This is a genomic window from Burkholderia cepacia ATCC 25416 (assembly GCF_001411495.1).
GTDB classification, from domain to species: domain Bacteria; phylum Pseudomonadota; class Gammaproteobacteria; order Burkholderiales; family Burkholderiaceae; genus Burkholderia; species Burkholderia cepacia.
The window spans coordinates 3,359,250-3,384,998 of record NZ_CP012982.1; the positions used below are offsets into that span (position 1 = coordinate 3,359,250).

General features: G+C 69.0%; 25 protein-coding genes. 11 read left to right on the forward strand and 14 right to left on the reverse strand.

The genetic code is table 11. The annotated features are described in order from the left end of the window. Nucleotides 1–18 precede the first annotated feature (18 nt). Nucleotides 19–1,425 carry an APC family permease gene (locus APZ15_RS32190; RefSeq protein WP_027791521.1) on the reverse strand — a complete coding sequence of 469 codons (1,407 nt, stop codon included), beginning with the start codon at nucleotides 1,423–1,425 and terminating at the stop codon, nucleotides 19–21. 124 nt (nucleotides 1,426–1,549) lie between these two features. Between APZ15_RS32190 and APZ15_RS32195 the strand changes: the two genes are divergently transcribed. Then, a complete protein-coding gene (locus tag APZ15_RS32195) occupies nucleotides 1,550–2,350 on the forward strand; it encodes a helix-turn-helix transcriptional regulator (protein WP_027791520.1) in 801 nt (266 codons plus the stop codon). A 103-nt stretch (nucleotides 2,351–2,453) separates the two neighbouring features. Here the strand turns inward: APZ15_RS32195 and APZ15_RS32200 are convergent, their stop codons facing one another. The 3 genes from APZ15_RS32200 to APZ15_RS32210 form a co-directional block, all read right to left on the reverse strand. Continuing rightward, the gene (locus tag APZ15_RS32200) at nucleotides 2,454–2,636 is read right to left on the reverse strand and encodes a hypothetical protein (RefSeq protein ID WP_027791519.1); all 183 of its coding nucleotides are present in this window, start codon (nucleotides 2,634–2,636) and stop codon (nucleotides 2,454–2,456) included. A gap of 13 nt (nucleotides 2,637–2,649) precedes the next feature. Beyond that, nucleotides 2,650–2,955: a Panthothenate synthetase gene (locus tag APZ15_RS32205; protein WP_021159202.1), complete on the reverse strand. Its 306-nt coding sequence runs from the start codon at nucleotides 2,953–2,955 to the stop codon at nucleotides 2,650–2,652. Between the two features lie 188 nt (nucleotides 2,956–3,143). Beyond that, complete coding sequence (locus APZ15_RS32210; protein WP_027791518.1) at nucleotides 3,144–4,583, reverse strand: cytochrome P450; 1,440 nt, start codon at nucleotides 4,581–4,583, stop codon at nucleotides 3,144–3,146. An 87-nt stretch (nucleotides 4,584–4,670) separates the two neighbouring features. Here APZ15_RS32210 and APZ15_RS32215 point away from each other — a divergent pair, with 87 nt between their 5' ends. Further along, nucleotides 4,671–5,606, forward strand: coding sequence for a helix-turn-helix transcriptional regulator (locus tag APZ15_RS32215; protein ID WP_027791517.1), 936 nt, complete (start codon nucleotides 4,671–4,673; stop codon nucleotides 5,604–5,606). 58 nt (nucleotides 5,607–5,664) lie between these two features. On the opposite strand, the gene APZ15_RS32220 is transcribed toward APZ15_RS32215, so the two are convergent. Beyond that, nucleotides 5,665–5,991: a nuclear transport factor 2 family protein gene (locus APZ15_RS32220; protein WP_370448695.1), complete on the reverse strand. Its 327-nt coding sequence runs from the start codon at nucleotides 5,989–5,991 to the stop codon at nucleotides 5,665–5,667. Nucleotides 5,992–6,279: 288 nt separating this feature from the next. Here APZ15_RS32220 and APZ15_RS32225 point away from each other — a divergent pair, with 288 nt between their 5' ends. The 4 genes from APZ15_RS32225 (at nucleotide 6,280) to APZ15_RS32240 (ending at nucleotide 10,085) form a co-directional block, all read left to right on the forward strand. After that, nucleotides 6,280–7,164: a LysR family transcriptional regulator gene (locus APZ15_RS32225; RefSeq protein WP_027791516.1), complete on the forward strand. Its 885-nt coding sequence runs from the start codon at nucleotides 6,280–6,282 to the stop codon at nucleotides 7,162–7,164. Nucleotides 7,165–7,346: 182 nt separating this feature from the next. Then, nucleotides 7,347–8,336, forward strand: coding sequence for an AEC family transporter (locus APZ15_RS32230; protein ID WP_034196048.1), 990 nt, complete (start codon nucleotides 7,347–7,349; stop codon nucleotides 8,334–8,336). 126 nt (nucleotides 8,337–8,462) lie between these two features. Beyond that, complete coding sequence (locus APZ15_RS32235) at nucleotides 8,463–9,398, forward strand: DMT family transporter (RefSeq protein ID WP_027791514.1); 936 nt, start codon at nucleotides 8,463–8,465, stop codon at nucleotides 9,396–9,398. A gap of 312 nt (nucleotides 9,399–9,710) precedes the next feature. Then, entirely contained in the window at nucleotides 9,711–10,085 is a 375-nt protein-coding gene (locus APZ15_RS32240; protein ID WP_021159211.1) for a COG4315 family predicted lipoprotein, read from the forward strand. A 134-nt stretch (nucleotides 10,086–10,219) separates the two neighbouring features. On the opposite strand, the gene APZ15_RS32245 is transcribed toward APZ15_RS32240, so the two are convergent. Together APZ15_RS32245 and aptA are read right to left on the reverse strand one after the other, a co-directional pair. Further along, nucleotides 10,220–11,737, reverse strand: coding sequence for a CoA-acylating methylmalonate-semialdehyde dehydrogenase (locus APZ15_RS32245; protein WP_027791513.1), 1,518 nt, complete (start codon nucleotides 11,735–11,737; stop codon nucleotides 10,220–10,222). 49 nt (nucleotides 11,738–11,786) lie between these two features. Continuing rightward, a complete protein-coding gene (aptA, locus tag APZ15_RS32250) occupies nucleotides 11,787–13,145 on the reverse strand; it encodes an omega-aminotransferase AptA (protein WP_027791512.1) in 1,359 nt (452 codons plus the stop codon). 105 nt (nucleotides 13,146–13,250) lie between these two features. On the opposite strand from aptA, the gene APZ15_RS32255 reads away from it, so the two are divergent. Further along, nucleotides 13,251–14,204, forward strand: coding sequence for a LysR family transcriptional regulator (locus APZ15_RS32255; RefSeq protein ID WP_027791511.1), 954 nt, complete (start codon nucleotides 13,251–13,253; stop codon nucleotides 14,202–14,204). 112 nt (nucleotides 14,205–14,316) lie between these two features. Here the strand turns inward: APZ15_RS32255 and APZ15_RS32260 are convergent, their stop codons facing one another. The 3 genes from APZ15_RS32260 to APZ15_RS32270 are packed head-to-tail and all read right to left on the reverse strand — an operon-like array spanning nucleotide 14,317 to nucleotide 16,413. Beyond that, nucleotides 14,317–15,573: an MFS transporter gene (locus APZ15_RS32260; RefSeq protein WP_021159215.1), complete on the reverse strand. Its 1,257-nt coding sequence runs from the start codon at nucleotides 15,571–15,573 to the stop codon at nucleotides 14,317–14,319. After that, nucleotides 15,570–15,905 (reverse strand): hypothetical protein, encoded by a 336-nt coding sequence (locus tag APZ15_RS32265; protein ID WP_027791510.1) that lies wholly within the window; start codon nucleotides 15,903–15,905, stop codon nucleotides 15,570–15,572. The genes APZ15_RS32260 and APZ15_RS32265 overlap by 4 nt, the downstream gene beginning before the upstream one ends. 37 nt (nucleotides 15,906–15,942) lie before the next feature. After that, a complete protein-coding gene (locus APZ15_RS32270) occupies nucleotides 15,943–16,413 on the reverse strand; it encodes a MarR family winged helix-turn-helix transcriptional regulator (RefSeq protein ID WP_027791509.1) in 471 nt (156 codons plus the stop codon). Between the two features lie 168 nt (nucleotides 16,414–16,581). Here APZ15_RS32270 and APZ15_RS32275 point away from each other — a divergent pair, with 168 nt between their 5' ends. After that, entirely contained in the window at nucleotides 16,582–17,073 is a 492-nt protein-coding gene (locus APZ15_RS32275) for a 2,4'-dihydroxyacetophenone dioxygenase family protein (RefSeq protein ID WP_027791508.1), read from the forward strand. A gap of 102 nt (nucleotides 17,074–17,175) precedes the next feature. Here APZ15_RS32275 and APZ15_RS32280 read toward each other — a convergent pair whose 3' ends face one another. Both APZ15_RS32280 and APZ15_RS32285 read right to left on the reverse strand, forming a co-directional pair. After that, entirely contained in the window at nucleotides 17,176–18,324 is a 1,149-nt protein-coding gene (locus tag APZ15_RS32280) for an epoxide hydrolase family protein (RefSeq protein WP_027791507.1), read from the reverse strand. Between the two features lie 77 nt (nucleotides 18,325–18,401). After that, nucleotides 18,402–19,385, reverse strand: a complete 984-nt coding sequence (locus APZ15_RS32285; protein ID WP_027791506.1) for a GlxA family transcriptional regulator — start codon at nucleotides 19,383–19,385, stop codon at nucleotides 18,402–18,404. A gap of 136 nt (nucleotides 19,386–19,521) precedes the next feature. Here APZ15_RS32285 and APZ15_RS32290 point away from each other — a divergent pair, with 136 nt between their 5' ends. From APZ15_RS32290 to APZ15_RS32300, 3 genes are all read left to right on the forward strand, one after another. Then, nucleotides 19,522–20,322 (forward strand): SDR family NAD(P)-dependent oxidoreductase, encoded by an 801-nt coding sequence (locus tag APZ15_RS32290; protein ID WP_027791505.1) that lies wholly within the window; start codon nucleotides 19,522–19,524, stop codon nucleotides 20,320–20,322. A gap of 326 nt (nucleotides 20,323–20,648) precedes the next feature. Beyond that, nucleotides 20,649–22,469, forward strand: a complete 1,821-nt coding sequence (locus APZ15_RS32295; protein WP_027791504.1) for a sensor domain-containing diguanylate cyclase — start codon at nucleotides 20,649–20,651, stop codon at nucleotides 22,467–22,469. A 137-nt stretch (nucleotides 22,470–22,606) separates the two neighbouring features. Continuing rightward, nucleotides 22,607–22,903 (forward strand): hypothetical protein, encoded by a 297-nt coding sequence (locus APZ15_RS32300; protein ID WP_027791503.1) that lies wholly within the window; start codon nucleotides 22,607–22,609, stop codon nucleotides 22,901–22,903. A 21-nt stretch (nucleotides 22,904–22,924) separates the two neighbouring features. On the opposite strand, the gene APZ15_RS32305 is transcribed toward APZ15_RS32300, so the two are convergent. Both APZ15_RS32305 and APZ15_RS32310 read right to left on the reverse strand, forming a co-directional pair. Then, entirely contained in the window at nucleotides 22,925–24,268 is a 1,344-nt protein-coding gene (locus APZ15_RS32305) for an MFS transporter (RefSeq protein ID WP_027791502.1), read from the reverse strand. Between the two features lie 87 nt (nucleotides 24,269–24,355). Then, the gene (locus tag APZ15_RS32310) at nucleotides 24,356–25,711 is read right to left on the reverse strand and encodes an MFS transporter (protein WP_027791501.1); all 1,356 of its coding nucleotides are present in this window, start codon (nucleotides 25,709–25,711) and stop codon (nucleotides 24,356–24,358) included. Nucleotides 25,712–25,749: the final 38 nt, after the last annotated feature.

Below are 25,749 nucleotides of genomic sequence, written 5' to 3' on the forward strand. Positions count from 1 at the left end.
AAGGCTTCGATCCGTCGCTCAGAGCGCGCGGAACGCTTCGCTGTGGCGTGCCCAGACCGCGTACATCGCGAGCGCGGCAATCAGCAGGCCGGCGATGATGATGAGGTCGGTCGGTTTCGTGGCTGTGGCCAGCGTCGTGTAGAGCGTGTACGCGGCGCCCGCCACCGCGACGAGCGGCGTCACGGGCCACAACGGCATCCGGTAATGATGCTCGACGTCGCGGCGCACGAACCGGCTCGCGAGCGCGGCCAGCCCGACGACCAGGTAGATCAGCAGCAGCAGGTCGACCGTGAACGCGGTCAGCTCGTCGAGGCTCGACACGAACACGAGCCCCGCCGACGGCACCGCGAGCGCGAGGGTCGCGAGCCACGGCGATTCGAGACGCGGGTGGATCGTCGAGAAGGCACGGTTGCAGGTACGCGACCAGAGCGCGTGCCGGCCGCTGCTGTACAGCAGCCGGCCCATCGTGATCACGATCGCGATGATCGCGTTGAACACCGACAGGAAGATCCCGCCGCTGACCACGCGCGACACCGCCGGGTTGCTCAGCGAACGCACGACATAGCCGATCGGGTCGGCACTCTTCGTCAGCTCGGTCAGCGACGGCGCGCCGAGCACGATCGCGGTGAGCGGAATCAGTTCGACGACGAGGATCACGAGCAGCGAGTAGATCACCGCCTTCGCGACGTTGCGGTTGCCGCCGCGCAGGTCTTCCGCGAGATACGCGGCCGATCCGAAGCCGTTGTAGCAGAAGATCGCCGTGCCGATCGCCGGAACGATCGCGGCCAGCGTCGCGGGCACGAGCGCGTTGCCGCTCGCGACGACCGGCGCGACCAGCGCGTCGGCGCCGCGATGCGGGGAACCGAAGCCGAGGCCCGCGATCAGCATCAGCACGCCGATCTCGACCACCAGGAACGCGCCCGTGATCCACGCGTTCGTCTTGATGTTCAGCATGCCGAGCAGGTAGCTGAGCAGCACGATCGTCAACGCGACCGACTGGTTGCTGAAGTGCGTGCCGAGCGCACTGTTCAGGTAAGGCGCGGCGCCGCTCGCGAGCACGGCCGGGATGAACACGCTGACGGACAGCACCGTGATGAAGGTGAGGTAGCCGGGCAGCGTGCCGAACACGCGCTTGGCCATCACGTACTCGCCGCCCGCGCTGCGGTGCGCGGCGCTGAGTTCCGCGTAGCAGAGCGCGAACGCGAGCGCGAGCACGCCGCCGAGCAGGAACGACAGCACGGCGCCGCTGCCGGCCTGCTGGATCGCGAACGGCGCGATCACGAAGATCGAGCTCGCGGGCGTCACGCCCGATACGGTGATCATCACCGCGTCGCGCACACTGAGCGTCTGCGACAGCGCGCGCGGCGCGTCCTCCGTTGCAGGCGCCGCTTGCAGCGTGCCCGTCGATTCCGACATCATCGCCATCTCGTTCTCCTGTGCTGCACTTTTTTGAACGCCCATACTCGGGCCCGACTGATTGCGTGGCAGTCTAGGAAGCCAATTTCAGGACCGCTATTCCCCCTTCGTGTTACGCCCTTCCGGTGGTGGTATGGATCGTCTCTTTTCCGAAATCGCGATGCACCAGGCGCTCGGCCGCGCAATCGATCACCTCGGCCAGCCGCGCTTCTGGCGCTTCCTGGTGCTGCTGCTCAATGAAATGGCGCCGTTCGACAATGCGCTCGCGACCGCGATCGGCCCCGACGGGGTGCCGCTCGTGCTCGAGGAATACGACACGGGAGGCACCGATGCCGCGTCGCCCGTGCCGCTCTACCTGAACGGCGTGTATCTGCTCGACCCGTTCCTGCAGGCCGCGCACGACGGGCTGGCCGACGGCTGTTACCGGCTCGAGGAAGTCGCACCCGACCTGTTCCGGCAGAGCGAGTATTTCCTCAGCTATTTCCGCGATGCGGTGGGCGACGACGAGATCCAGATCCTCGTGCGGCCGAGCGCCGACATGCTGCTGTCGCTGTCGCTCGGCGCGAGCACGCGTTTCGACGTCGAGCCGCTCGGCAAGCTGACGGCCGCGATGCCGTGGGTGCTCGCGGCGATCCGGCAGCACTGGCGGCTGGTGGGCGACGCGGCACGCGCGACGCCCGACGCCGATCTCGGCGCGCGGGTCGAGCAGGCACTCGCCCGCTTCGGCGCAGGCGTGCTGACCGATCGCGAGATGTCGATCGCGAGAATGGTGCTGCGCGGCAACTCGTCGAAGGCGATCGCCGAGCGGCTCGCGATTTCGCCGGAAACGGTGAAGGTGCACCGGCGGCACCTGTACGCGAAGCTCGGGATTTCATCGCAGCCCGAGCTGTTCTCGCGCTTCATCCAGGCGCTGGGGGAAGACGCGGCCGGATGACCGCCCCGATCCGGACGGATGGCAACCGGCGGTCTTCACGTTCCTGCCGGAACTCGACGCCACGGCCGGGAATGCCGGCGGCGCAGCATCCGACATGCGAGATTCAATGGAACGAACGGTTCTTTTTCGTATGCGTTGCCACGGCGGCGCTGAGCGGCCTGCTGTTGCTGTTGCGACCGAAGGACAGGCAGGCGGCGAACGTCGAGCCGCCGCCGGCTGCGCGATAACCGGCACGCGAACGCCGCGCGATGCCGCTCACCCGGCCTTCGGGCAGCGGCATGCGCATGCGCGGCTCCCCGCTACCGCCACTTCGCGCCGAGTTGCGCGAGCCCGGCGTTCCGGAGATCGTCCGGCAACATCACCACGCGGAACTCGCAGTCGGCATTCAACATCAGGAACCACGGCTCCGCGAGCGCGGGGATCTGCGACGGGTCATCCACGTTGACGATCGCGACCGCCCCGCGACCGCCGCCCTGCTCCGTGAAATACACGGCCTCCGGCTTGACCGCTTCGAGTATTCGCGAGATCACGTCGCCGACGCTGCCGTCCCGCACCAGCGTGTTGAACGGCTCGTGAGGGATTCGTATGTTGAGAAGCATGCGCATGACCATCCTCCTTGGGCGTCACCCGGCCTGGGCTCTTCAAGCATAGGTGCTGCGCGATGCCGCGCCAGTGGCGCCGAAAGCGGTTGGCGGCACGCCTTCACATTCCGACGATTCGACGACACCGCATCGCGCGCACGGCATGCGCTCGCGCGATGCAGGCCCCGTTGAATCGGCCGCTCGTGCCCCCGTCATTCGGAGACCGTATCGGCCGCCAGCTCCGTCGGCGCGATCGCCAGATGCAACGCCCGCTGCGGTCGCAGCGTCACGTTCAGCACCGCGCGCGGCGGCGCCATGCCGGGCGGCACCGACAGCACGTAGCGCTGCAGGACCATGGCGGCCACGACCGTCATCTCCGTCATCGCCAGATGCTGCCCGAGGCACACGCGCGGGCCCGTGCCGAACGGCATGTAGGCACCGCGCGGCAACGCCGGCGCATCGGCGCCGAAGCGTTCGGGACGGAACGTATCGGGCTCGGGGAACCATCGAGGATCGCGCTGCATCAGTTGCAGCGGCAGCATGAACAGCGTGCGCGCGGGAAACTGCCACGCGCCCAGCGCAATCGGCCGCGCTGCGCGACGGCTGATCAGGATCGGCGCGGACGGGTACAGGCGCAGCGTTTCGTCGAGCGTCTGCGACAGGTAACGCAACGACGCGCGCGTCTCGGCGGACGGCGCACGACCGCCCAGCACGCGGGACACCTCGTCGCGCGCGGCGGCTTGCACGGCCGGATTCGCGGCCATGCACCATGCCCACCAGGTCAGCGCCCCGGCGGTCGTCTCGTGGCCGGCCAGGAACGCCGTCACGCATTCGTCGTGCACGGCCCGCAGCGGCCATTTCCGCGCATCGGCCCGATGCAGCCGCAACAGGCGTGACAGCAGATCGTCGGGCCAGGTACGCTCGGGCCGGTCGAGGCGCGCATGCAGCTGCCGGTCGATCACCCCTTTCAGCACCGCCATCGCGCGGGCCGTGCGGCGCTTCCACGGCACCCAGTTCGGCGTGTTCACCGGCTGGTAAAACGCCGCGTTCGCCGCGGCGCTCACCGCGCGCACCGCCTCTTCGGCCGCGCGCGCATCGTCGCCGATCGTATCGGAGAACATCGTGCGCATGATCACGTCCATCGCCAGCGACGTCAGCGCGCTTTCGATCGGCCACTCCGGATCATGCGCGGGCCATTGCGCGAGGGCGTGACCGGCCGTCGCCGCGATCGCCGGAACGAACGCCTGAACCGGCTTCGGCATGAAGCCGGGCTGCAGCGCCTGCCGCTTGTCGCGCCATGCATCGCCCTCGGCGACCAGCACGCTTTGGCCGTGGACCTCCGCGAAGACGCGGATGGCGCGCTCCCAGCGCCCGAGCGCATCGTGGTGCGTGACCAGCAGCTCGCGCACGAGCGCCGGATCGGTCACGACCACGGCATGCTCGGGCCACACGCGCAAGTGCACGACGTCGCCGTAGGTGCGCTGCCAGTCGCCAAGCGCGCCGATCAGGTCGCGCGACATCGTGCGCAGCAACCCCCAACCCGTCAGGCCGACGGGCGGCCCCGGCGGCCATACGCCGGGTGGGTGAAGCACGGGCGCCGGCGCAGCGGTGCCCGCGTGGAATGGACATGGGGAAGAGGATCGTGTGTTCATGTGCCGGATTCTCCGCATCGGCGCGCCGGCGGTCTTGAACGCAAACGACATCGACACGCGTTGGCCCCGTCCCTATACTGCGGCGTCATGTTCTCCGGCCCGCCATCGATTCCGCCGTCATGTCCCGATCCGCTTGCCCGCGCCCCTCGCGTCGCGGGCGGCGGGCCGCTGCCGCATGCACGGCTGCACCCCGCGCCTGCCGCGCTGCAGGGCGCGGTGGTCGCGATCGTTCTGTCCGACACGCGCGGCGTCGCGTCGAGCGACGCGCAACGGCTTTCGCATTTTCCGGCCACGCCGCTCGTCTGCGTGTCGTGGTACCGGGGTCTCGACGTGGGCTTCATCGAACCCGCCCCCGACGGCCCGCGATGGCGCCCCTTCGGCGCGGCGGCGACGCTGTCGGGCAGCCATTCGGCCCCCACCGTCGCGTGGGCGCCGACGGGCGGGCTGATCGGCATGATCTGTTTCACCGCCGATGCCGCGCGGACGTTGTTCGGCATCGCGCTGCCGGACGTCCACGACCGCGTGCTCGACGCACACGCGTGCCTCGGCCGCGACTGGCACCCGCTGCTCGATGCACTGCTCGGCGCGGATGGCGACGCGGACATGCTGGCGGCGATCGATCGCCATCTCGCGCCTCGCTGGCAGGCGCTGCGGCCCGCGACGCCGCTGTCTTCGCTTCGCAATGCAGGGCGCAGCTGGGTCGAGCGTCTCGCGCTGCAGGCGCGCGAGTGGCGCGGCACGCACAGCCCGCGCCAGGTCGAACGGCGCATCAAGACCTACAGCGGCCGATCGCTGCGCGAATGGCAGGCGCTCGTCAGGACGGAAAGCGCGTTCTTCGCGGCGCGCGACCGGTTCGAAGCCGGCACCGCGTTCAACTGGGCGACGCTCGCGCTCGACGAAGGATTCGCCGACCAGGCGCACCTGAGCCGCGAGGTCAAGCGCATCACGGGATTCTCGCCGAGCGAATTCACGCAGCGCTTCATCGACGACGAATCGTTCTGGATGTACCGGCTGTGGGTGTGACCCGCGCTCAACCGCGTGGTTCGACGAACCCGCCGTCACGCGCATCGTGCGGCATGTTTCAGCCGAAATACACCTCGGCCTCGACGATCCGGCCATCGTGGACACGCAACCGCTCCGCATTCCGGAACCGCCTTCCGCCACGCGTTTCGGCACCGTACACGACGAATATGTGCTCGCCGTGCACGACGACATCGACGCAGTCGACTCCCGCGAGCATTGCGCTGTTCGGCCAGCAGCGCGCGAAATAGGTGTCGCGGTCGAGCCGGTTATCGAGCGGGCTCGTGAAATGAAAGTCCGGCGCAATCAGCGCTTTAATCGCGTCGCGGTTCTTGTCGGCGTATGCGCGATAGCACGCACGCGCCACGTCGCCGGGATTCGGCAGTATCGTCGGGCCCTCCTTCAACGATCGGCGCAAGCGTCGCTCGCGTCGCTTCGGATAGTGCGGCGGAACCCGCCCGGCGGCAACCATGCCGGCAAGCGTCTTGGCGGGCAGCCCGCGCGTTCCGTCGCATGCCGGCGCTCCCGCGGTTGCCCGATTCGGCGGCCACGGGCATGATGTCCGCGACCTTGCCGCCTGGTGTGTCCGCTTGCGCGTCTCGCCAAGTTCACCGCCTCCGCGGCCTGTCATGCGGGCAATCCGCATGCCGGCCCTCCCGCTCACCTCACTTCGCCCATGTCACTCCGCGCCTTCAGAACGCTGGTCGCCATCGCCCGATACCGGACTTTCGCGCGCGCCGGCGAAGCCATCGGCCTCACGCAATCGGCGGTGAGCCTGCAGATCAAGACGCTGGAAAGCGAATACAACGTGCAGTTGTTCGATCGCTCGCGCCGGCAGCCGGTGCTTACCGAGGCCGGCAACATCCTGCTCGCGCAGGCCGAGCAGGTGCTCGCGATGGTCGACCGGATTCCCGATGCGCTCAGCGACGAGAAGAAGCTCGTCGGCCGCCTGCGGATCGGCGCGATCCAGACCGCGCTGTCGGGCCCGCTGCCCGACGCGCTGCTCGCGCTGCGCGCAGCGCACCCGGGGCTGCGCGTACACGTGTCGGCCGGCATGTCGGCCGAACTGGCGAACCGTGTCGCGGCCGGCGAACTCGATGCGGCGATCACGACACGCCCCGTGCGCCCGCATCCGGCGGAACTCACGTGGACCACGCTGTACGAGGATCGCTTCTGGCTGCTCGCGCCGCCGGACCAGACGGAACGCGACGCGGGCACGCTGCTCGGCGCGCTGCCGTTCATCCGCTTCGATGCGCAGGCGTGGGCCGGCCGCATGATCGCCGCCGAACTGCGCCGCATCGGCGTGCGGGTGCGCGAGGAGATGGTGCTGGACAGCGCGGAAACGATCGCGCGCATGGTCGCGCGAGGGCTCGGCGCGGCGATCGTCGCACTCCCCGATTCGACGCTCGCGCGCCTGCCGCCCGTCACGCGCCTGCCGTTCGGTCAGCCGCAGATGGGGCGCGCGGTCGTCCTGCTCGAACACCAGTCGCGTCCGGCCGAACGTTTCGCACGTGCGCTGGCGGCCGAAGTCACCGCGTCATCGATGAGAATTTCTCATTGAACACCCGATAATTAACCATTATTCCTGTTGTTTGCGCGTGTTAACTTGGCGGCATCGTCACTCTTTCGCTTGCGTGTCGCCATGTTGCCCGCCGGATGGATGCCCGCCTCGTTCCGCCGTTTTGCGTGCCTGCCGCTCACGGCGGCCTGCACGGTCATCCCGCCTCGCGTAAAGGCGCTCCGATGATCGGCCCGATCCTGCTCGCGCTGGCGCCGGTCGCGCTGCTGGTCGCATGCGGCCACGGCCTGCGGCGCACGGGCTTCATCGCCGACGCCTTCTGGCCGCAGGCCGAGCGGCTGTGCTACTACGTGCTGCTGCCCGCGCTGTTCGCGGACGGGCTCGCGAACGCGCGGCTGCAGGCACTGCCCGTTTTACCGCTCGCGGCGGCGCTGGTCGGTTCGACCGCACTCGCCGCGGCGCTTCTCCTGCTGGTTCGCCCGTTCGTGCGGGTCGACGGCGCCGGCTTCACGTCGGTGTTCCAGGGTGCCGTGCGCTTCAACAACTATGTCGGCACCGCACTCGCGGCCGGGTTGTTCGGCGCAAAAGGCATCGCGCTCGCGGCCGTGTGCGTCGCGGCGATCGTCCCGACCGTCAACCTGATGTGCGTGCTCGTATTCGCGCGCTACGGCGACACACGGCTCGGCGCGGCGGCCCTCGTGCGCCAGATCCTGTCGAATCCGCTCGTCGTCGCGTGCGCGCTCGGGATCGCGATGCAGGCCGGCGGCGTCACGTTCCCGACGGCCGTCGAGCCGGCCGTGCGCGCGCTCGGCGTCGCGTCGATGCCGCTCGGCCTGCTGTGCGTGGGCGCGGCACTGAAATTCGATGCTGCGCGTGCGTGGCTGCAGCCGGTCTGCGTCGCGTCGGCGTTCAAGTTCATGGCGATGCCGCTCATCACGCTCGCCGCCGGCCGCCTGTTCGGGCTCGGCGATGCGGCGCTGACGGTCGCGCTGCTGTTTCAGGCGCTGCCGACGTCGTCGGCGTCGTACATCATGGCGCGCCAGCTCGGCGGCGACGCGCCGCTGATGGCCGGCATCACCGCGTTCCAGACGATCGCGGCCATCGGCGGCGACGCGCCGCTGATGGCCGGCATCACCGCGTTCCAGACGATCGCGGCGGCGCTCGCGATGCCCGTCGTGCTGACCGCGCTCGCGTCGGCACCCGCGTTTCGCTGACGACGCAACGACCGCCCATTTCCCCCTGAATCCAGCCTACACGCGGGCCATCGCGCGATTCGGCATAACCGGCCGCGCGTGCTCGTTCGCGCGTTGCCGCAGGCGCTCACCGAGAAACCCCGTCACATGAACGCTCCCGCCCCGCCCGCCGCCATCGCCGCCACCCGGCCGCACGCGGCCGTCTACGTGAAGCTCACGCTCGTCGCGCTGTTCTGGGGCGGGACGTTCATCGCGGGCCGGATCCTCGCCGCGACGATGTCCGCGACCTCGGCGGCCACCGGCCGCTTCGCGATCGCCGCGCTGATGCTGGTCGTGCTGACGTGGAAGATCGAAGGCGGGCTGCCGAAGCTGAGCGGCCGCCAGGTCGTGACGACCTTCGGGCTCGGCGCGACCGGCATCTTCCTGTACAACGTGTGTTTTTTCGCGGCGCTCGCGCGGATGCCGGCGGGCCGCACCGCGCTGTTCGTCGCGTTGAACCCGGTCGCCACCGCCGTGCTGCTGTCGATCGTCGTGCGCGGGGAACGCCTGTCGCTGTCGCGCTGGGCCGGCATCGCCGTCGCGCTGTTCGGCGCGCTGGTCGTGATCAGCCGCGGCGAATTGCTGCGGGTGCTGACCGATCTCGGCAACACGTTCGGTGCCGGCGAACGCTTCATGCTGTGCGCGGTGCTGAGCTGGGCCGCCTACACCGTGATCGGCCGGCGCGCGCTCGACGGGCTGTCGCCGCTGGCGGCGACGACGTATGCGGCGCTGTGGGGCCTCGCGCTGCTGGTTGTCGCGCACCTGTTCGGCTCACCCGCCGGCAGCGGCACGCCGCTGACGTGGCAGGCCGTCGCGTCGATGCTCTATCTCGGCGCGATCGGCACGGTGGTCGCGTTCGTTTGGTATTCGCAGGGCATCCGCGAACTCGGGCCGGCCCGCGCGGCCGTGTTCACCAACCTGGTGCCCGTGTTCGGCGTGCTGCTGTCGGTCGCGCTGCTCGGCGAGCCGTTGTCGCCGTCGATGCTGGCGGGCGGTGCGCTCGTGATCGCGGGCGTCGCGCTGACCAATCGCGCGAAACGCTGATCCATGGACGTGCGCGACGCGCGCTCGGGGACGGATGCCGAATACCGGAGCGGCGCGCGGCGGCGATCACGCCCCGGTTCCGCGACGCAGCCGGGCGGCCGCTACCGATATGCCCCCCCGATACGCCCCCGATGTTCTCGCAGCCCCGCCAAAAACCGCCTATCGTGAATGGAGCGCTCCGTTCGCCGCCATTCGACCCTGCGTCGCTCGCACCGGCGGCGACGGCCCCGCGCTCCGGCACCATTCACCGCGATCCGGCGCACGCTCGCCCGTGCACGATCGCGGCCGCCCACCGGATTACAGGAGGCCCTCATGAAAGCCGCGCTGCTCGTCAGCTCCGCCCTGCTCGCCATTGCATCCGCATCGGCGTCGGCTCAAGGCTCGATCACGAAAGTCGAAAACGGTTCGCTCGTCGCCGCGAACGGGATGACCGTCTACACGTTCGACAAGGACAAGGCCAACGCCGGCACCAGCGCGTGCACGGGCCAGTGCGAATCCTTCTGGCCGCCCTACAAGGCCAGCGCGACCGACGTTCCGGTCGGGCCCTACACGATCGTCAAGCGCGACGACGGAAGCCCGCAATGGGCATACAAGGGCAAGCCGCTGTACTTCTTCTCGAAGGACATGAAACAGGGCGACCGCAACGGCGACAACTTCAAGGACATGTGGCACGTGGTCGCGCCGTAAGCGTCGTCCCGCCGTCTTCCGCGCCCGCCTCGAGGACGTAAAAAAGCCCGCCCGGATCGTCGATCCGGGCGGGCCTGCCGGCCGCGTCGCATCGTCCGCCCGCAAGCGGGCGATTCATGCGGCCGGGTAGCGCGTCAGCGGTTCGACGGGAAGCTGAACACCGTTCCTTCGCGCACGCCGGCCGACGGCCAGCGCTGCGTGATCGTCTTGCGCTTCGTGTAGAAACGCACGGCGTCCGGGCCATACGCATGCAGGTCGCCGAACAGCGACCGCTTCCAGCCGCCGAACGAGTGATAGGCAACCGGCACCGGCAGCGGCACGTTGATGCCGACCATGCCGATCTGGATGTTGTCGCTGAAGTAGCGCGCGGCCTCGCCGTCGCGCGTGAACAGGCACGTGCCGTTGCCGTACTCGTGCGCGTCGATCAGCGCCATCGCCTCGTCGAGCGACTTCAGGCGGATCACGCCGAGCACAGGCCCGAAGATCTCGTGCTGGTAGATCGGCATGCCGGGCTTCACGTTGTCGAACAGGCACGGGCCGAGGTAGTAGCCGCCGTCGTGGCCGTCGACGTTCACGCCGCGGCCGTCGACGACGAGCGTCGCGCCCGCCGCCACGCCCGCGTCGACGAAGCCCGTCACCTTCTCGAAATGCTGCTGCGTGACGAGCGGGCCCATGTCGACGCCTGCGCCGTTGCCCGGGCCGACCTTCATCTTCTCGATCTCGGCCTTCAGGCCCGCGACGACCTTGTCGCCCGTCTCGTCACCGATCGCGACGACCAGCGGAATCGCCATGCAGCGTTCGCCGCACGACCCGTACGCGGCACCCATCAGCGCGTTCACCGCGTTGCCGATGTCGGCGTCCGGCATCACGACCGCGAAGTTCTTCGCGCCGCCGAGCGCCTGCACGCGCTTGCCGTGCGCGCAGCCGGTCGAATAGATGTATTCGGCGATCGGCGTCGAGCCGACGAAGCTCACGGCCTTCACGCGCGGGTCGGTCAGCAGCGTGTCGACCGCTTCCTTGTCGCCGTTCACGACGTTCAGCACGCCCGGCGGCAGGCCCGCTTCGAGCGCGAGCTCGGCCATGCGCAGCGTCGACGACGGCGTGCGCTCGGACGGCTTCAGCACGAACGTGTTGCCGCACGCGACGGCCATCGGCCACATCCACAGCGGCACCATCACCGGGAAGTTGAACGGCGTGATGCCGGCCGCGACGCCGAGCGCCTGGAACTCGCTCCACGAATCGATCGCGGGGCCGACGTTCTTGCTGTGCTCGCCCTTCAGCAGCTCGGGCACGTAGGTCGCGTATTCGACGTTCTCGATCCCGCGCTGCAGTTCGCCCATCGCATCGGCGAGCACCTTGCCGTGCTCGGCCGTGATCAGCGCGCACAGCTCGTCGGCGTGTTCCTCGAGCAGCGTCTTGAAGCGGCTCATCACGCGGGCGCGCTTCAGCGGCGGCGTGTTGCGCCAGGCCGGGAACGCGGCCTGCGCGGACGCGATCGCGGCTTCGACGGTCAGCTTGTCGGCGAGCGCGACGCTCTTGTGCGATTCGCCGGTCGCCGGGTCGAACACCGGCTGGACGCGGCTGCCGCCGTCGACGCGCTTGCCGTCGATCAGGTGGCCGACGGTGGAGGTCACATTGCTGTCGTGTTTCATCGTTGAGGCTCTTTCGTGAATGCGGTTGTCGGTCGGTGCGCGCCGCGGCTCAGTCCACTTCGTTCAGTGCGTCGGACAGCGCGTTGACCAGGTTGTCGATCTCGCGCTTCTCCGAGATGAACGGGGGCGCCAGCTGGATCGTGTCGCCGCCGTAGCGCACGTAGAAGCCCTTCGCCCAGCAGCGCATCGCGATCTCGTACGGGCGCCGTGCCGGCTCGCCCGGCAGTGCCGCGATCGTCAGGCCGGCAGCCAGCCCGTAGTTGCGGATGTCCGCGATATGGCGCTGGCCCTTCAGCCCGTGCACGGCCGCCTCGAAATGCGGCGCGAGATCGCGCACGCGGGCCACCGCGTCTTCCTTCACCAGCAGGTCGAGCGCCGCGACGCCGGCCGCGCATGCGACCGGATGCGCCGAGTACGTGTAGCCGTGCGGGAACTCGAGCATGTACTCGGGGCCGCCCGCGGCCATGAACGTGTCGTAGATTTCCTTCGTCGCGACCACGCCGCCGAGCGGCTGCGCGCCGTTCGTCACCTGCTTCGCGAAGTTCAGGATGTCCGGCACCACGCCGAATGCGTCGGCGCCCGTCATCGCGCCGGCACGGCCGAAGCCCGTGATGACTTCGTCGAAAATCAGCAGGATGTCGTGCGCGGTGCAGATGTCGCGCAGGCGCTTCAAATAGCCCTTCGGCGGCACGACCACGCCCGCCGAACCGGAGAACGGCTCGACGATCACGGCCGCGATGTTCGATGCGTCGTGCAGTGCGATCAGGTCGAGCAGGCGGTCGGCCAGCTCGGCGCCGTGCTCGGGCATCCCGCGCGAGAACTTGTTTTCGGCGAGTTGCGTGTGCGGCAGGAAGTCGGCGTCGAGGCCCTGGCCGAACAGCTTGCGGTTCGGCCCGATCCCGCCGACCGAGATACCGCCGAAGTTCACGCCGTGATAACCCTTCTCGCGGCCGATCAGGCGCGTCTTCGTGCCCTTGCCCTTCGCGCGCCAGTACGCGCGGGCCAGCTTCAGCGAGGTGTCGGCCGCTTCCGAGCCCGACCCCGTGAAGAACACGTAGTCGAGGCCGGCCGGCGTCAGTTCCTTGATCTTGTTGGCGAGCTCGAACGATTTCGGATGGCCGAACTGGAACGCCGGCGCGTAGTCGAGCTGCGCGACCTGGCGGCTCACGGCTTCGACGATTTCCGTGCGGCCGTGGCCGAGGCCCGTGCACCAGAGGCCCGACAGGCCGTCGAAGATCTTGCGGCCTTCGGCGTCCGTGTAATACGCGCCCTTGCCCGACACGATCATGCGCGGGTCGGCCTTGAACTGGCGGTTGGCCGTGAACGGCATCCAGTGCGCGTCGAGCCACGCGGCGTCGGTGCGGATGGTCGTGTCGTCCTGCTGCGCGGCGGTGGTGATGTCGGTCATGTCGGTCGGCGCGGCGCGCCCCTCCTTCTTGTGATGATGTTGCGCATTGTCGGGAGGCCAATTAGTCTCTTCAATATCGCAATATCAATGTTCACTTGCGCAACTATGCAAGCAAAGAAACCGAAGAGCCGCGCGCTGCTCGGGCAGCTCAGCGACATGGATCTCCGCCTGCTGCGGGTCTTCAAGGGCGTCGTGCAGTGCGGCGGGATGGCGGCGGCCGAACTGGAACTGAATATCGGCATCTCGACGATCAGCCGGCACGTGAAGGACCTGGAAACGCGCGTCGGCCTCGTGCTGTGCCGGCGCGGCCGCGCGGGCTTCACGCTGACGCCCGAGGGGCAGACCGTATACGAGGAGACGCTGCGGCTGCTCGCGTCGATGGAAGCGTTTAGAAGCAGGATAGACGGCATTCACGACCGGATGGGCGGCGAATTGCACGTCGCGGTGTTCGACAAGACGGCCACCAACGCAAACGCCCGCCTCGGCGACGCGATCCGCCAGTTCGCCGACGAGGCGCCCGACGTCGCGCTGAACCTGCATGTCGCGTCGATCAACGAGGTCGAGCGCGGGATCATCGACGGCAGCTATCAGGTCGGGATCATTCCCGCGCACCGCAACTCCGGCAGCCTCGTGTATTCGGAGCTGTTCGACGAACGGATGCTGCTGTACTGCGGCCGCCAGCATCCGCTTTACGACGCGCCGCACGGCAAGCTCACGTGGACGACGATCCGCAACCACGCATTCGCGGGGCTCGGCTTCCATTCGCCGAACATGGAACTGAGCCACCGCGCGAAGCTCACGCGCAGCGCGACCGCGTCGGATCAGGAGTCGATCGCGACGCTGATCCTGTCCGGTCGTTATCTCGGCTTCCTGCCCGACCATTACGCGGAAAGTTTTGAAAACAAGGGGCTGATGCAGCCGATCGCGCCGCACCGGTTCAATTACCGGTGCCGGTTCGTGAGCCTGCTGCGGCGCTCGCCGCGGCCGTCGCGGGCCGCGCTGCTGTTCCAGTCGTGTCTGGAAGCCGCGCACGCGACAACCGCACGGCCGGCGGCGTAGGCGACTCACGCAAAGGATCGGGCTCCCGGCCGCCCGTCGTGCGGCGGCGTGCCGGCAATGAAGGGACCGACAAGCGCGGCGGCGGCACCAGCGCCCCGCCCGGTCGCCCCGGTCACACGCCGTCGAACCGGTCGCGCGCGCGGTCGGCTTGTGCTTGCGCGCGGCTGCGCTTCACGAAATGCGTCGCGACGAGCGCCGCGCCAAAACCGGACATCGCGCCGACGCCGAGCGCCCAGCGCGGGCCGAGATGGTTCGCGACCCAGCCGGCCACCGGCGCGCCGATCGGCGTGCCGCCGAGCGCGACCGCGAGGCGCAGCGCCATCACGCGGCCGCGCATCGCCGGCTCGGTAGACAACTGCATCAGGCTGTTGGTCGAGTTCATGAAGGTGATCGCGGCGATCCCGGTCAGCACCAGCGCGGCAGCGAACAGCCAATAGCCCGGCGCCAGCGCGGCGAGCGTGCAGCCGAGCCCGAACAGCGCCGCGCCGAACCACAGATGCCGGAAGCGCGGCTGCTCGCGGCGCGCGGCGAGCAGCGCACCCGACACCGTGCCGACCGCCATCATCGACGACAGCACCCCGAACCCGCGCGCATCGACGTGGAACACGCTGGCCGCCATCGTCGAGATGAACAGCTGGAAATTGAGCCCGAACGTGCCGATCAGGAACAGCATCACGAGGATCGCCTTCAGGTCGTCGCGCCGCCACACGTAGCGGAACCCGTCGAGCAGGCCGCCGCGCGAGCGGCCCGCCCGCAGGTTCGCGCGCAGTTCGTCCTCGCGGAGCAGCAACAACGACACCAGCACAGCGAAGAAACTGAGCCCGTTGGCGACAAACGCCCAGCCCGTGCCGACCGACGCGATCATGAAACCCGCTGCCGCCGGGCCGATCATCCGCGCGGCGTTGAACGACGTCGAATTGAGCGCGACCGCGTTCGCGAGTTCGCGATCGCCGACCAGTTCCGCGACGAAGGTCTGCCGCACGGGCGCGTCGAACGCCGCCGCGCAGCCGAACAGGAACGCGAACACGTAGACATGCTCGAGCCGCGCGACACCCGTGACCGTCAGCGCGCCGAGCACCAGCGCCAGCACGCCCATCAGCGCCTGCGTCACCATCAGCAGCTTGCGCTGGTCGAAGCGGTCGGCCGCGTAGCCGGTCCACGGCAACAGCAGCAACTGCGGCCCGAACTGCAACGCCATCACCGTGCCGACGGCCGATGCGTCGTGATGCGTGAGCTGCGTGAGAACCAGCCAGTCCTGCGCGGTGCGCTGGACCCACGTACCGATGTTCGACACCAGCGAACCGATCGCCCACACACGATAGTTGAAACTGCGAAGCGAACGGAACACGCCCGCCGCCGGCACGCTCATGGCCGCTCCCGGTCGGGCTCGTTGCCGCCGTGCAGCTCGCCGAAGTGCCGCGCGAGAAACAGGCCGAGCGCGAGGATGCCGAGACCGAACGCCGCCGCATCGGCCGTGACGCGGAGGTCGAAATCGCCCACTCGGCACACCAGTACATAAGCCATCACGAGGTTCGCGACGCCCCACACGACATTCACGGTGGACGACGACAACCCGCGCCCGGGCGGATTCGCGAACGGGGTCTGGAACGGCTCCCCGCGCAACCCGCTGACGAGATGCGGCACGACGTTCGCGAGAAACGCGCCGCCGAAGAAATACGCGACGAGATGCGGGAGGTTCATGTTCGGGTTGTCCTTTCGACAAGCGGGTCGATGCGGTTCAAGGGCGCGGCGTTTCCTGGAATTCGGCTAGCCGCTGCAGCAGCTTCACGGCGGACGCGAGCTCGGCCTGCTCAGCCGCCGACAGTTGCGCATGCAGCGCGCGGAACAGCCAGTCATCCTTGGCCGCGCGGTTCGCCTGCAGCACCTTGCGGAAACCGGGCGTGACCGCGATCAGCGTCTGCCGGCCGTCGGACGGATCGGGCTCGCCGCTGACGGCGCCCAGCGCCTCGAGCGTCGCGACCGTCACGCGCATCGACTGCGGGCGCACGCTTTCGGCGCGCGCCAAGGCCGATACGGTCGCGGGGCCGTCGCGGTCGAGCCGCAACAGCACCGACTTCTGCGATGACGTGAGGTCGTTCGGGTGGATCTGTTCCCGCATCCGCCGCATCAGCTTGCCGACCGAGATGCGGAGTTCGCCGGCGAGACCGGCCAGTGGGAGCGCGTCGGAGGGAGGTAAAGGCGGGTTCATGAATTCAAGATAGCAGGTATACAGTCAAACTGTACAGTTTAGCTGCATATTTCACCTTGTAAGGATCGTCCCTTCGCGTACGCTCGAGCCGATGCGAAACGTCGCGTTCGGCCGCGCAAGCCAGCTCTGCGATAATGCGGGCTCCCCATTTCCGCTCCGCTTCCCGCCATGACGCAGCCGTCCGCTCCGCTCTCCACCGACCTGCCGCCGATCTCGTGCCTGCCCGGCGACGCGCTGCCGTGGCTGCCGATGAGCGCCGACCTGCCCGGGCTCGCGATCAAGTACCTGCACATCAACGCGGCCGAGGACACGCTCACCGCGCTGCTGAAGATGCCGGCCGGCGGCACGCTGCCGCGCCATCGCCACGACGGCGAGGTATTCGTCCATACGCTGCAGGGTGCGTGGCGCTACCTCGAATACGACTGGATTGCGCACGCCGGCTCGACGGTGCTCGAACCGGCCGGCTCGGTGCATACGCCGGAAACGCTCGGCGCGCCGGGCGAGGACGTGATCACGCTGAACGTGATGCGCGGCGATCTGGTGCTGCTCGACGACGAAGGCCGCGAAACCGCGCGCGAGAACTGCCGCGTCGCGCTGCTGCGCCAGCGCAAGCATGCGCGCACCGCGCCGGACGACGCCGCGCCGTTCGTCACGCGGTAACACTGGCGGCATCGCCGCGTCGCGATCCGTGCGGTGCGGGCTCGCGCTGATGTGCGGATGGCAGCCGGCGCCCGTCGCCAACGTCCCCGGCCTGCCTGAGCGTTACCGAAGCCGCCGGAAAAACCGCCGGACATCGTCGGCCAGCAGATCCGGCTCCTCCATCGCCGCAAAATGGCCGCCGCTCGGCATGTCGGTCCACTGCACGACGTCGAACACCCGTTCGAGCCAGCTGCGCGGCGGGCGGCCGATTTCCTTCGGAAAACGCGCAAACGCGACGGGCACCGCCACGCGCTGCCCGGCCGCGAAGCGCATGGGCTGCAGCCGGTTTTCCCAATACATCTGCATCGACGAGCCGATGCAGCCGGTGAACCAGTACAACGAGATGCCGGTCAGCAGCGTGTCGTGCGAAAACCGCCGCGCCAGGTCGCCGTCGCAATCGCTCCACGCGCGGAATTTCTCGGCGATCCACGCGGCCAGCCCGGCCGGCGAATCGTTGAGCGCGACGGCGAGCGTCTGCGGCTTCGTCGTGTGGACGTGCGCGTATCCGCCTTCCAGCGCGGCCCACTCGCCGCGCTGCGTCACGAACGCCCGTTCCTCGTCGGTCAGCGGCAAGGCCGCGTCGGTCGGCGGCTCGTAGCTGCCGGGCAGGAAGTTCAGATGGATGCCGTCCACCACGCCGGCATGCCGCGCGCCGAGCGCAATCGACACGCCTGCGCCGAGATCGCCGCCTTGCGCACCGAAGCGTCGGTATCCGAGACCGGACATCAGTGCCGCCCAGCGGTCGGCGACCTGAAACGCCGACATGCCGGGTGCCGCGGGCGCCGGCGAGAACAGGAAACCGGGCAGCGACGGCACGACGACGTCGAACGCATCGTCCGGATCGCCGCCGAACGCCGCCGGGTCGCAGAGGCGATCGATCAGCGCGTCGAATTCGAATACGGAGCCGGGCCAGCCGTGCGTAATGACGAGCGGATAAGGCTTCGGCCCGACGCCGCGTCGATGGATGAAATGCACGCGCTGCCCGCCAACGTCTGCGACGAACTGCGGCAGCCGGTTCAGCGCACGCTCCGCCGCACGCCAGTCGAAGCGTTCGGCCCAGTACGCGGTCAGTTCGCGCAACCAGGCGCCGTCGACGCCCTGCTGCCACGGCTCCGCGGGTGTCAGCGTCGGTGCGCGCGTGGCGCGCAGGCGCCGGCGCAGGTCATCGAGCGCGTGATCGGGAATCGCAATGTCGAACGGGGCGGTGTGCATCGGGTCTCCTCGCGAAGCGGGTCGACGAGATTCTGCGCGATTTTTCCGGCGCGCGCAGAGCGGCTCGGGCACACGCGTCAGCCCGCCTCCCGCCCATCCGACCGCTCATCCGACCGCTCATCCGCCCGCGCGTCGCGCCGCACCGCCTGCGGCGGCACGCCGAACCCGCGCACGAACGCCTCGCGCATGTGCCGCCGGTCGCGAAAGCCGTTTTCCTTCGCAATCACGTCGAGCGAATGGCGGCTTTGCTCGATCATCAGCCGCGCGGACTCCAGCCGCAGCCGCTCGATCGCCTTCGCGGGCGACTGCCCCGTCTCGAGCGTGAACACGCGGCTGAACTGGCGCGGGCTCAGGTGCACCGCTTCGGCGAGATCCTCGACGGTCAGCGCGCGGCCGAGATGCTGCCGCGCGTAGTTCAGCGCGTTCTGGATCCGGTCGGATTTCGGCGCGAGATCCAGCATTTCCGAATGCTGCGACTGGCCGCCGGCCCGCCGCTGGTGCATCACGAGCTTGTGCGCGACCGACCGGGCGACATCCGCGCCCAGGTCCTTTTCCACCATCGCGAGCGCGAGGTCAAGGCCGGCCGTCATCCCGGCCGACGTCCAGATCGGGCCGTCGACGATGTAGATCCGGTCTTCCTCGACGCGAATCTCCGGGTAGTCCCGCTGCAGGTCGCGGCCGAACGCCCAGTGCGTCGTCGCGCGGCGCTGCGCGAGCAGCCCGGCCTCGGCCAGCACGAACGCGCCCGTGCAGATGCCGGCGATCCGCCGCGCGCGCGCGTTGGCGCGGCGCAGGAACGCGACGACGCCGGGCGGCGCCGGCGACGCGACCGGATCGTTGACGCCCGCGACGATCCACGTATCGACGGCAAGCTGCCCGCGCAGCGCGTGCGTGGCGACCGGCAGCCCGAGCGACGAGCGCACGTCGCCACCGTCGACCGAATAGTTGCCCATCACGTAGAACGGCTCGCTCATGCCCATGTTCGCGTATTCGAACACCGACTGCGCGGCGAGCGCCATGATCTGGAAGCCGTCGCTGATCAGAAAGCCGATGCGGTGCATGTGCGTTCTCCCGTCCCTGGCCAGTGAATTGGCCTGATGTCCTGAATCATACCCATCTACGTCATTTGTGTCACATCGATTCACGGCCAGAATGGCTTCACGCCATCCGGCCAATCCCATCGAAACGGAGCACATCATGACGCAAGCACATCGCGGTACCGCCCTCATTACCGGCGCCTCGTCGGGCATCGGCGCCGTCTACGCGGACCGCCTCGCGCGCCGCGGTTACGACCTGATCCTGGTCGCCCGCAACCGCGACCGGCTGGCCGCCCTCGCCGAACGCATCACGAACGACACGCAGCGCAGCGTCGAGATCGTCGACGCCGACCTCAACGACCGCGCGGCCCTCGCCGCCGTCGAGGCGAAGCTGAAGCAGGATGCGAGCATCACGCTGCTCGTGAACAATGCGGGCGTCGGCACGCACGCGCCGCTGCTCGACAGCGACGTCGACGCGATGACCCGGATGATCGACCTGAACGTGACGTCGCTCACGCGCCTCACCTACGCGGCGGTGCCCGGCTTCGTCGCCCGCGGCCGCGGTGCGGTGATCAATATTTCGTCGATCGTCGCGATCTCGCCGGAAACGCTGAACGGCGTGTACGGCGGCACGAAGGCGTTCGTGCTCGCGTTCAGCCAGTCGCTGCATCACGAACTCGCCGACAAGGGCGTGCAGGTGCAGGCCGTGCTGCCCGGCGCGACCGCCACCGATTTCTGGCAGACGGGCGGCCTGCCGCTCGAGCATCTGCCGAAGGAAATCGTGATGTCGGCGTCCGACCTCGTCGACGCGGCGCTGATCGGCTTCGAGCGCGGCGAACTCGTGACGATCCCGTCGCTGCATGCGGGTGACGAATGGGCCGCCTACGAGGCCGCGCGCCGCACGATGGCCCCGCACCTGTCGGCCGATACGCCTGCGCCGCGCTACGCGACGGCACGCTGACCGCCCGACGTCCCGCAGGTCGAAGGCAGCAAGCGCGTCGCCCTCCGGGACGCGCCGCGGAACCCGGTGACATGCAGCGCATCGCTGACGATCATCCCGGGTTCCGCGGCACGTTTCCCGGCGGGTGCCGATCGGTGGATTCGTCTGCCGAAACATGCACCGGATTCTTTCCCGATCGGCGCAAATGGCGCATACCGACAGACGATTCCGGTTCGCTTGCCACACATTCCGCGCAACAGTAAGCTCTGCGATTGCAGCCCCCAAGCGGCCTCGTCCGACCGGCATTCGTCCGATCACGAGGGCAATCGTCCGTTGCAAACTCGACCATGCGGGTCCGTATGTTCATCACCGAGACCGGCGACGCGCCGGCCTCCGCGCGCGGTTCGGCCGACCTTCAGCCCGCGCTCCCGCCCGTGCCGGAACTGGCCACCGTCTGTCGTGTCGCGCGGGCGCATTTCGGTGCCGCCGGCGCGTTCATTGCGCACGCGGATGCCGATGCGCCACGCGTGCTCGCCGTCGACGGCGCGCTGCCCGATCCCCTTTTCGCCGATGGCTTGCCACCCCGGGTCGAGCCGGGTCCGGCTGCCGATGCGCGGTTCGCGCCGGACGACACGAACGCGAATGCGAATGCGAACGGGCAACGCGACGGCGGCCCGCCTCACGCGCCGCGGATCGTCGCAGCCTGCGAACTGGCCGCGCCCGATGGCGCGACACTGGGCATGCTGTGCGTCGTCGACGATCCGCAACGCTCGCTCGACGCCACGCAACGCACGCTGCTCCGCGACCTCGCCATGCTGGCGGCAAGCGCGCTTTGCCGCGCGATCGAAGCCGCCGCGTTGCGCGAACGGCTCGACATCGTCGAGGAACACAGCACGCTGACCACGCTCGCGCTCACCGAAAGCGGCACCGGTGTGTGGGATCGCAACGTGGAAACCGGCGAGATCCATTACTCGCCGGCCTGGAAAGCGTTGCTCGGCTACGCGCCGCACGAGCTCGGCACCCGGATCGAGGATGCATACGAACGGCTGCATCCGGACGATGTCGACGACGTGAAAGCCGCGATGCTCGCGCACTTCGAGCGCCGCACCGACCGCTACGCGGTCGAGCACCGCATCCGTTGCAAGGACGGCACCTACAAATGGATCTGCAGCCGCGGCAAGGTAATCACCCGCGACGCCTACGGCCGCGCGCTCCGGATGGTCGGCACGACCACCGACATCACCGCGCTGCGCGAGCTCGCCACGCGGTTGCGCGACTCGGCCGCGCTCGTCACGGATCTCACCGACCAGGTTCCCGGGCTCGTGTTCCAGCTGCGGCAAACGGCCGACGGGCACCGCTTCTTTACCTACGCGAGCGCGGGTGTCAGCGACATCTATGAACTGACGCCCGAGCAGGTCGCCCACAGTGCGGAGGCGGTCGAGACGCGGATTCATCCGGCCGACCTGGTCGCCTATCGGCTGTCGCTGCACGACTCGTCGGTGCGGCTGACCCCGTGGCGCCTCGAATATCGCGTGCTGCTGCCCGGCCAGGGCCTGCGCTGGCGCGAAGGCGATGCACGCCCGCAGCGCACGGCCGACGGCGGCACCGTGTGGCACGGCTTCATCACCGACGCGACCGACCGCAAGCACATCGAGGCCGAGCTGCACCGGATGGCCACGACCGATCACCTGACGCAACTGTCGAACCGCCACGCGTTCATGCGGCAAAGCGAAGCCGCGCTGCGCAACGTGCGCACGACCGGCCTGGCCGCCGCGGTGCTGATGCTCGATCTCGATCACTTCAAGGCGCTGAACGACCGCTGGGGCCACCCGGTCGGCGATCGCGCGCTCCGGCATTTCGCGCGGCTGCTGCTCGCGGAAACCGGGCCCGACGGGATCGTCGGCCGGGTCGGCGGCGAGGAATTCGCGGTCGTGCTGCCGAAGGCGGATCTCGACGCCGCGCTGGCATTCGCGCAGCGCGTGCAGCAACGCGCGATAGAGGCGCGGCTGATGCACGAGGACCAGCAGGTCACGCTGACCGTCAGCATCGGCATCGACGCGATGCGGGCGTCGGACTTCGGCGCGTACCAGCCGCTGTCACGCGCCGACAAGGCGCTCTATCTCGCGAAGGAGCGCGGCCGCAACCGGATCGAGGTGTATCGGGCGTAGCCGACGCGACGGCGCGACGGCACGCCGGGCGACATCCGCGCCGCGTCCGCCGCCCGATTTCCCGCCCCCCGTTGCGCGACCGGTTCGAAACCGATCGTGTAGACTTGCGCCCCTTGCTCCCCTCACCACGACTTGCCATGGACAATGCCAAACGAACCGCGCGAATCGCGACAGGTCTGCTCGTCGTCGCGCTCGTCGAGTTGCTGGCGCTTCTGATCGGCTACGTGTTCGCCAGTTCGATGGACGATCCGTACGCCGGCGTTCGCGTGCTGATTACCGCGCTGTTCTGGGCGGCAGGCCTCTCGGCCATCGGCGTCATCGCGGCGATCGCCTGCCTGTCGATCGACCTGCGGGCGCGCGGCGGCGTGATCTACGGGGCGCTGGTGGTGCACGGCCTGCTCGTCCTGCCCGGGCTGTTTCTGTCCTTCCACTGAATCGCACCGCAGCCGCCGGCGTCACGCCGCCTCCGCCCGCGGCACCGCCCGCACCCCCAGCAGCATCGCGACCGCGCACGCGGCCAACAGCGCGGCGATCATCAGCATCGCCGGATCCATGCTGCCGGTTCGCGTGCGGATCAGCCCGACGAGCCAGGGCGTGATCATGCCGCTCGACACGCCGATGCTGCTGATCAGCGCGATCCCGCCGGCCGCGCCCGCGCCGGAGAAATACGCGGACGGCACGGCCCAGAACACCGGATGCGCGGCGAAGATCAGCATCGCCGCGACCGACAGCAGCGCCATCATCGCGACGATGCTCGGCAGGTGCAGCGTCAGCAGCGCAAGCGCCACCGCGCCGCCGAACGCGCATGCCGCGAAGTGCCGGCGCCGCTCGCGCTTGCGGTCGGAACGCCGCGCGATCGCGATCAGGCCGGCCGCGCCGATCGCGTTCGGCACAACCGACAGCAGGCTGATCTGCACGACGTCGTGGATGCCGAATTCGCGGATCATCAGCGGCATCCAGAACAGCAGCATCAGGAGCGCGGTGGTCAGCGAGAAATAGATGAACGCGAACAGGTACGTGCGCGGTTCGGCCAGCACCTGCCGCAGCGAATGCGGCGCCGGTGCACCGGCAGCACCGGCGCGGTCGGCGGCCAGGTCGGCCGCAAGCCGCTGGCGATCGGCGTCGGACAGCCAGCGCGCCTGCTCGGGACGATCGCACAGCCAGAACCACGCGATCACGCCGAGCAGGATCGCGGGCGCGCCCTCGATCGCGAACATCCATTGCCAGCCGTGCAGCCCGAGCACGCCCGACATCCCGCGCATCAGCCAGCCCGACAGCAGCCCGCCGACCATCCCCGCCACCGCGACGCCCGCGTAGAAAATCGACAGCACCGACGCACGCCGCCGCGCCGGATACCAGTACGTCAGGTAGAACACCACGCCCGGAAAGAACCCGGCCTCGAACAGCCCGAGCAGGAAGCGCAGCACGTAGAAATGCTTCGCGCTGTCGACGGTGATCATCGCGACCGACACCGCGCCCCACAGGCACATGATCCGCGCGAACGTGCGGCGCGCACCGAAGCGGCGCAGCAAGGCGTTGCTCGGCACCTCGAACAGCACGTAACCGACGAAGAACAGCACGGCGCCGAGGCTGTACATCGCGTCGGTCAGGCCGAGATCCTGCCGCATCTGCAACTGCGCGAAGCCGATGTTGCTGCGATCGAGGATCGACACGATGTAGCAGATGAACAGGAACGGCACGATCCGCATGCCGATGCGCCGGTACAGCGCGTCGTCGTCCTGTGCAGCGGCGCCGGACGCGACGGCACGCGCGGCATCGGCTTGAAGAGGGGCTGACATCGATCGTCTCCTCGATGGATTCGGGTGCGGTGCGAACAGGGGGTGCCGGTCGCCGCCGCCCGCGCGCGGCGACCGGCCGTTGCGCGTTCAGTCGCGCGGCGCGGCTTCGCCCTTCACGCCGAGCATCAGCGCGACGCCGCTCGCCACCAGCAACGCGGCCAGCAGATACACGCCGAGATCCATGCTGCCGGTGCGCGTGCGGATCATCCCGATCACCCACGGGCTGACGATGCCGCTCGTGATCCCGATGCTGCTGATCAGCGCGATCCCGGCCGCGGCCGCGTTGCCCGACAGGTAGCGGGTCGGCACGGCCCAGAAGATCGGCAGCGCGGCGAAGATCAGCGTCGCCGCGATCGACAGGCACGCGAGCATCGCCGCGAAGCTGTGCAGGTGCAGCGTCAGCGCGGCGAGCGCGATCCCGCCGCCGATCGTGCAGCACGCGAAGTGCTTGCGGCGCTCGCCGGTCCGGTCCGAACGGCGCGCGATCAGGACCAGCCCCACCGCGCCGACCGCGTTCGGCACGACGGTGTACAGGCTCACGGCCACGACGTCGGTCACGCCGAAATCGCGGATCATCAGCGGCATCCAGAAGTTGAGCGTCAGCGACGCGCAGGTCAGCGAGAAATAGATGAACGCGAACAGGTACACGCGCGGATTGGCGAGCGCGGCCACGAGGCTGCGCCCGTCGTGCGCGTGGCCGTGGCCGTGGCCGCGGCTGTCGGCGCACAGCGCGGCGACCCGCGCCTTTTCATCGGCCGTGAGCCACGTGGCATCCTGCGGCCGGTCGACCAGGAACGTGAACGCGGCGAACGCGAGCAGGATCGCCGGCGCGCCTTCGATCGCGAACATCCACTGCCAGCCGTGCAGGCCGAGCACGCCGCCCATGTCGCGCATGATCCAGCCCGACATCAGGCCGCCGAGCACGCCGGCCACCGCGACGCCCGCGAAGAACACCGAGATCGCGGCCGCGCGCCGGTTCGCGGGGAACCAGTAAGTGAGGTAAAGCACGATGCCGGGAAAGAAGCCGGCTTCGAACACGCCGAGCAGGAACCGCAGCACATAGAAATGCGACGGCTGCGACACGAACATCATCCCGGTCGACGCGATGCCCCACAGCAGCATGATCCGCGTGAAGGTGCGGCGCGCGCCGAAGCGCGCGAGCAGCATGTTGCTCGGCACTTCGCAGAACACGTAGCCGACGTAGAACACAGCGGCGCCGAGGCCGTACATCGCGTCGCTGAAGCCGAGATCGTGCTTCATCTGCAACTGCGCGAAGCCGATGTTGATGCGGTCGAGGAACGATACGACGTAGCAGAGGAACAGGAACGGCACGATCCGCCATGCGATCTTGCGGAACAGCAGCGCGTCGTCCGTGGCGGCGGATGCGGAAGCCGAAGCGCTCGCGTGCGCGAGCGTCGCTTCGGCATGAAGCGATTGGGGCATGTCTCTCTCCAAACAGGCTGCGCGATTCGGGCGCGCAG

Coding starts and splice junctions, on each gene's coding strand:
- APZ15_RS32260 (WP_021159215.1), bottom strand. CDS start 15,573: ATGAGCGTGCCGGCGGCGGGCGTGTTCCGTTCGCTTCGCAGTTTCAAC.
- APZ15_RS32215 (WP_027791517.1), top strand. CDS start 4,671: ATGTTCTCCGGCCCGCCATCGATTCCGCCGTCATGTCCCGATCCGCTT.
- APZ15_RS32195 (WP_027791520.1), top strand. CDS start 1,550: ATGGATCGTCTCTTTTCCGAAATCGCGATGCACCAGGCGCTCGGCCGC.
- APZ15_RS32275 (WP_027791508.1), top strand. CDS start 16,582: ATGACGCAGCCGTCCGCTCCGCTCTCCACCGACCTGCCGCCGATCTCG.
- APZ15_RS32245 (WP_027791513.1), bottom strand. CDS start 11,737: ATGAAACACGACAGCAATGTGACCTCCACCGTCGGCCACCTGATCGAC.
- APZ15_RS32280 (WP_027791507.1), bottom strand. CDS start 18,324: ATGCACACCGCCCCGTTCGACATTGCGATTCCCGATCACGCGCTCGAT.
- APZ15_RS32190 (WP_027791521.1), bottom strand. CDS start 1,425: ATGGCGATGATGTCGGAATCGACGGGCACGCTGCAAGCGGCGCCTGCA.
- APZ15_RS32270 (WP_027791509.1), bottom strand. CDS start 16,413: ATGAACCCGCCTTTACCTCCCTCCGACGCGCTCCCACTGGCCGGTCTC.
- APZ15_RS32230 (WP_034196048.1), top strand. CDS start 7,347: ATGATCGGCCCGATCCTGCTCGCGCTGGCGCCGGTCGCGCTGCTGGTC.
- APZ15_RS32210 (WP_027791518.1), bottom strand. CDS start 4,583: ATGAACACACGATCCTCTTCCCCATGTCCATTCCACGCGGGCACCGCT.
- APZ15_RS32305 (WP_027791502.1), bottom strand. CDS start 24,268: ATGTCAGCCCCTCTTCAAGCCGATGCCGCGCGTGCCGTCGCGTCCGGC.
- APZ15_RS32310 (WP_027791501.1), bottom strand. CDS start 25,711: ATGCCCCAATCGCTTCATGCCGAAGCGACGCTCGCGCACGCGAGCGCT.
- APZ15_RS32200 (WP_027791519.1), bottom strand. CDS start 2,636: ATGCGCATGCCGCTGCCCGAAGGCCGGGTGAGCGGCATCGCGCGGCGT.
- APZ15_RS32300 (WP_027791503.1), top strand. CDS start 22,607: ATGGACAATGCCAAACGAACCGCGCGAATCGCGACAGGTCTGCTCGTC.
- APZ15_RS32235 (WP_027791514.1), top strand. CDS start 8,463: ATGAACGCTCCCGCCCCGCCCGCCGCCATCGCCGCCACCCGGCCGCAC.
- APZ15_RS32255 (WP_027791511.1), top strand. CDS start 13,251: ATGCAAGCAAAGAAACCGAAGAGCCGCGCGCTGCTCGGGCAGCTCAGC.
- APZ15_RS32205 (WP_021159202.1), bottom strand. CDS start 2,955: ATGCGCATGCTTCTCAACATACGAATCCCTCACGAGCCGTTCAACACG.
- APZ15_RS32240 (WP_021159211.1), top strand. CDS start 9,711: ATGAAAGCCGCGCTGCTCGTCAGCTCCGCCCTGCTCGCCATTGCATCC.
- APZ15_RS32295 (WP_027791504.1), top strand. CDS start 20,649: ATGCGGGTCCGTATGTTCATCACCGAGACCGGCGACGCGCCGGCCTCC.
- APZ15_RS32265 (WP_027791510.1), bottom strand. CDS start 15,905: ATGAACCTCCCGCATCTCGTCGCGTATTTCTTCGGCGGCGCGTTTCTC.
- APZ15_RS32290 (WP_027791505.1), top strand. CDS start 19,522: ATGACGCAAGCACATCGCGGTACCGCCCTCATTACCGGCGCCTCGTCG.
- APZ15_RS32225 (WP_027791516.1), top strand. CDS start 6,280: ATGTCACTCCGCGCCTTCAGAACGCTGGTCGCCATCGCCCGATACCGG.
- aptA (WP_027791512.1), bottom strand. CDS start 13,145: ATGACCGACATCACCACCGCCGCGCAGCAGGACGACACGACCATCCGC.
- APZ15_RS32285 (WP_027791506.1), bottom strand. CDS start 19,385: ATGCACCGCATCGGCTTTCTGATCAGCGACGGCTTCCAGATCATGGCG.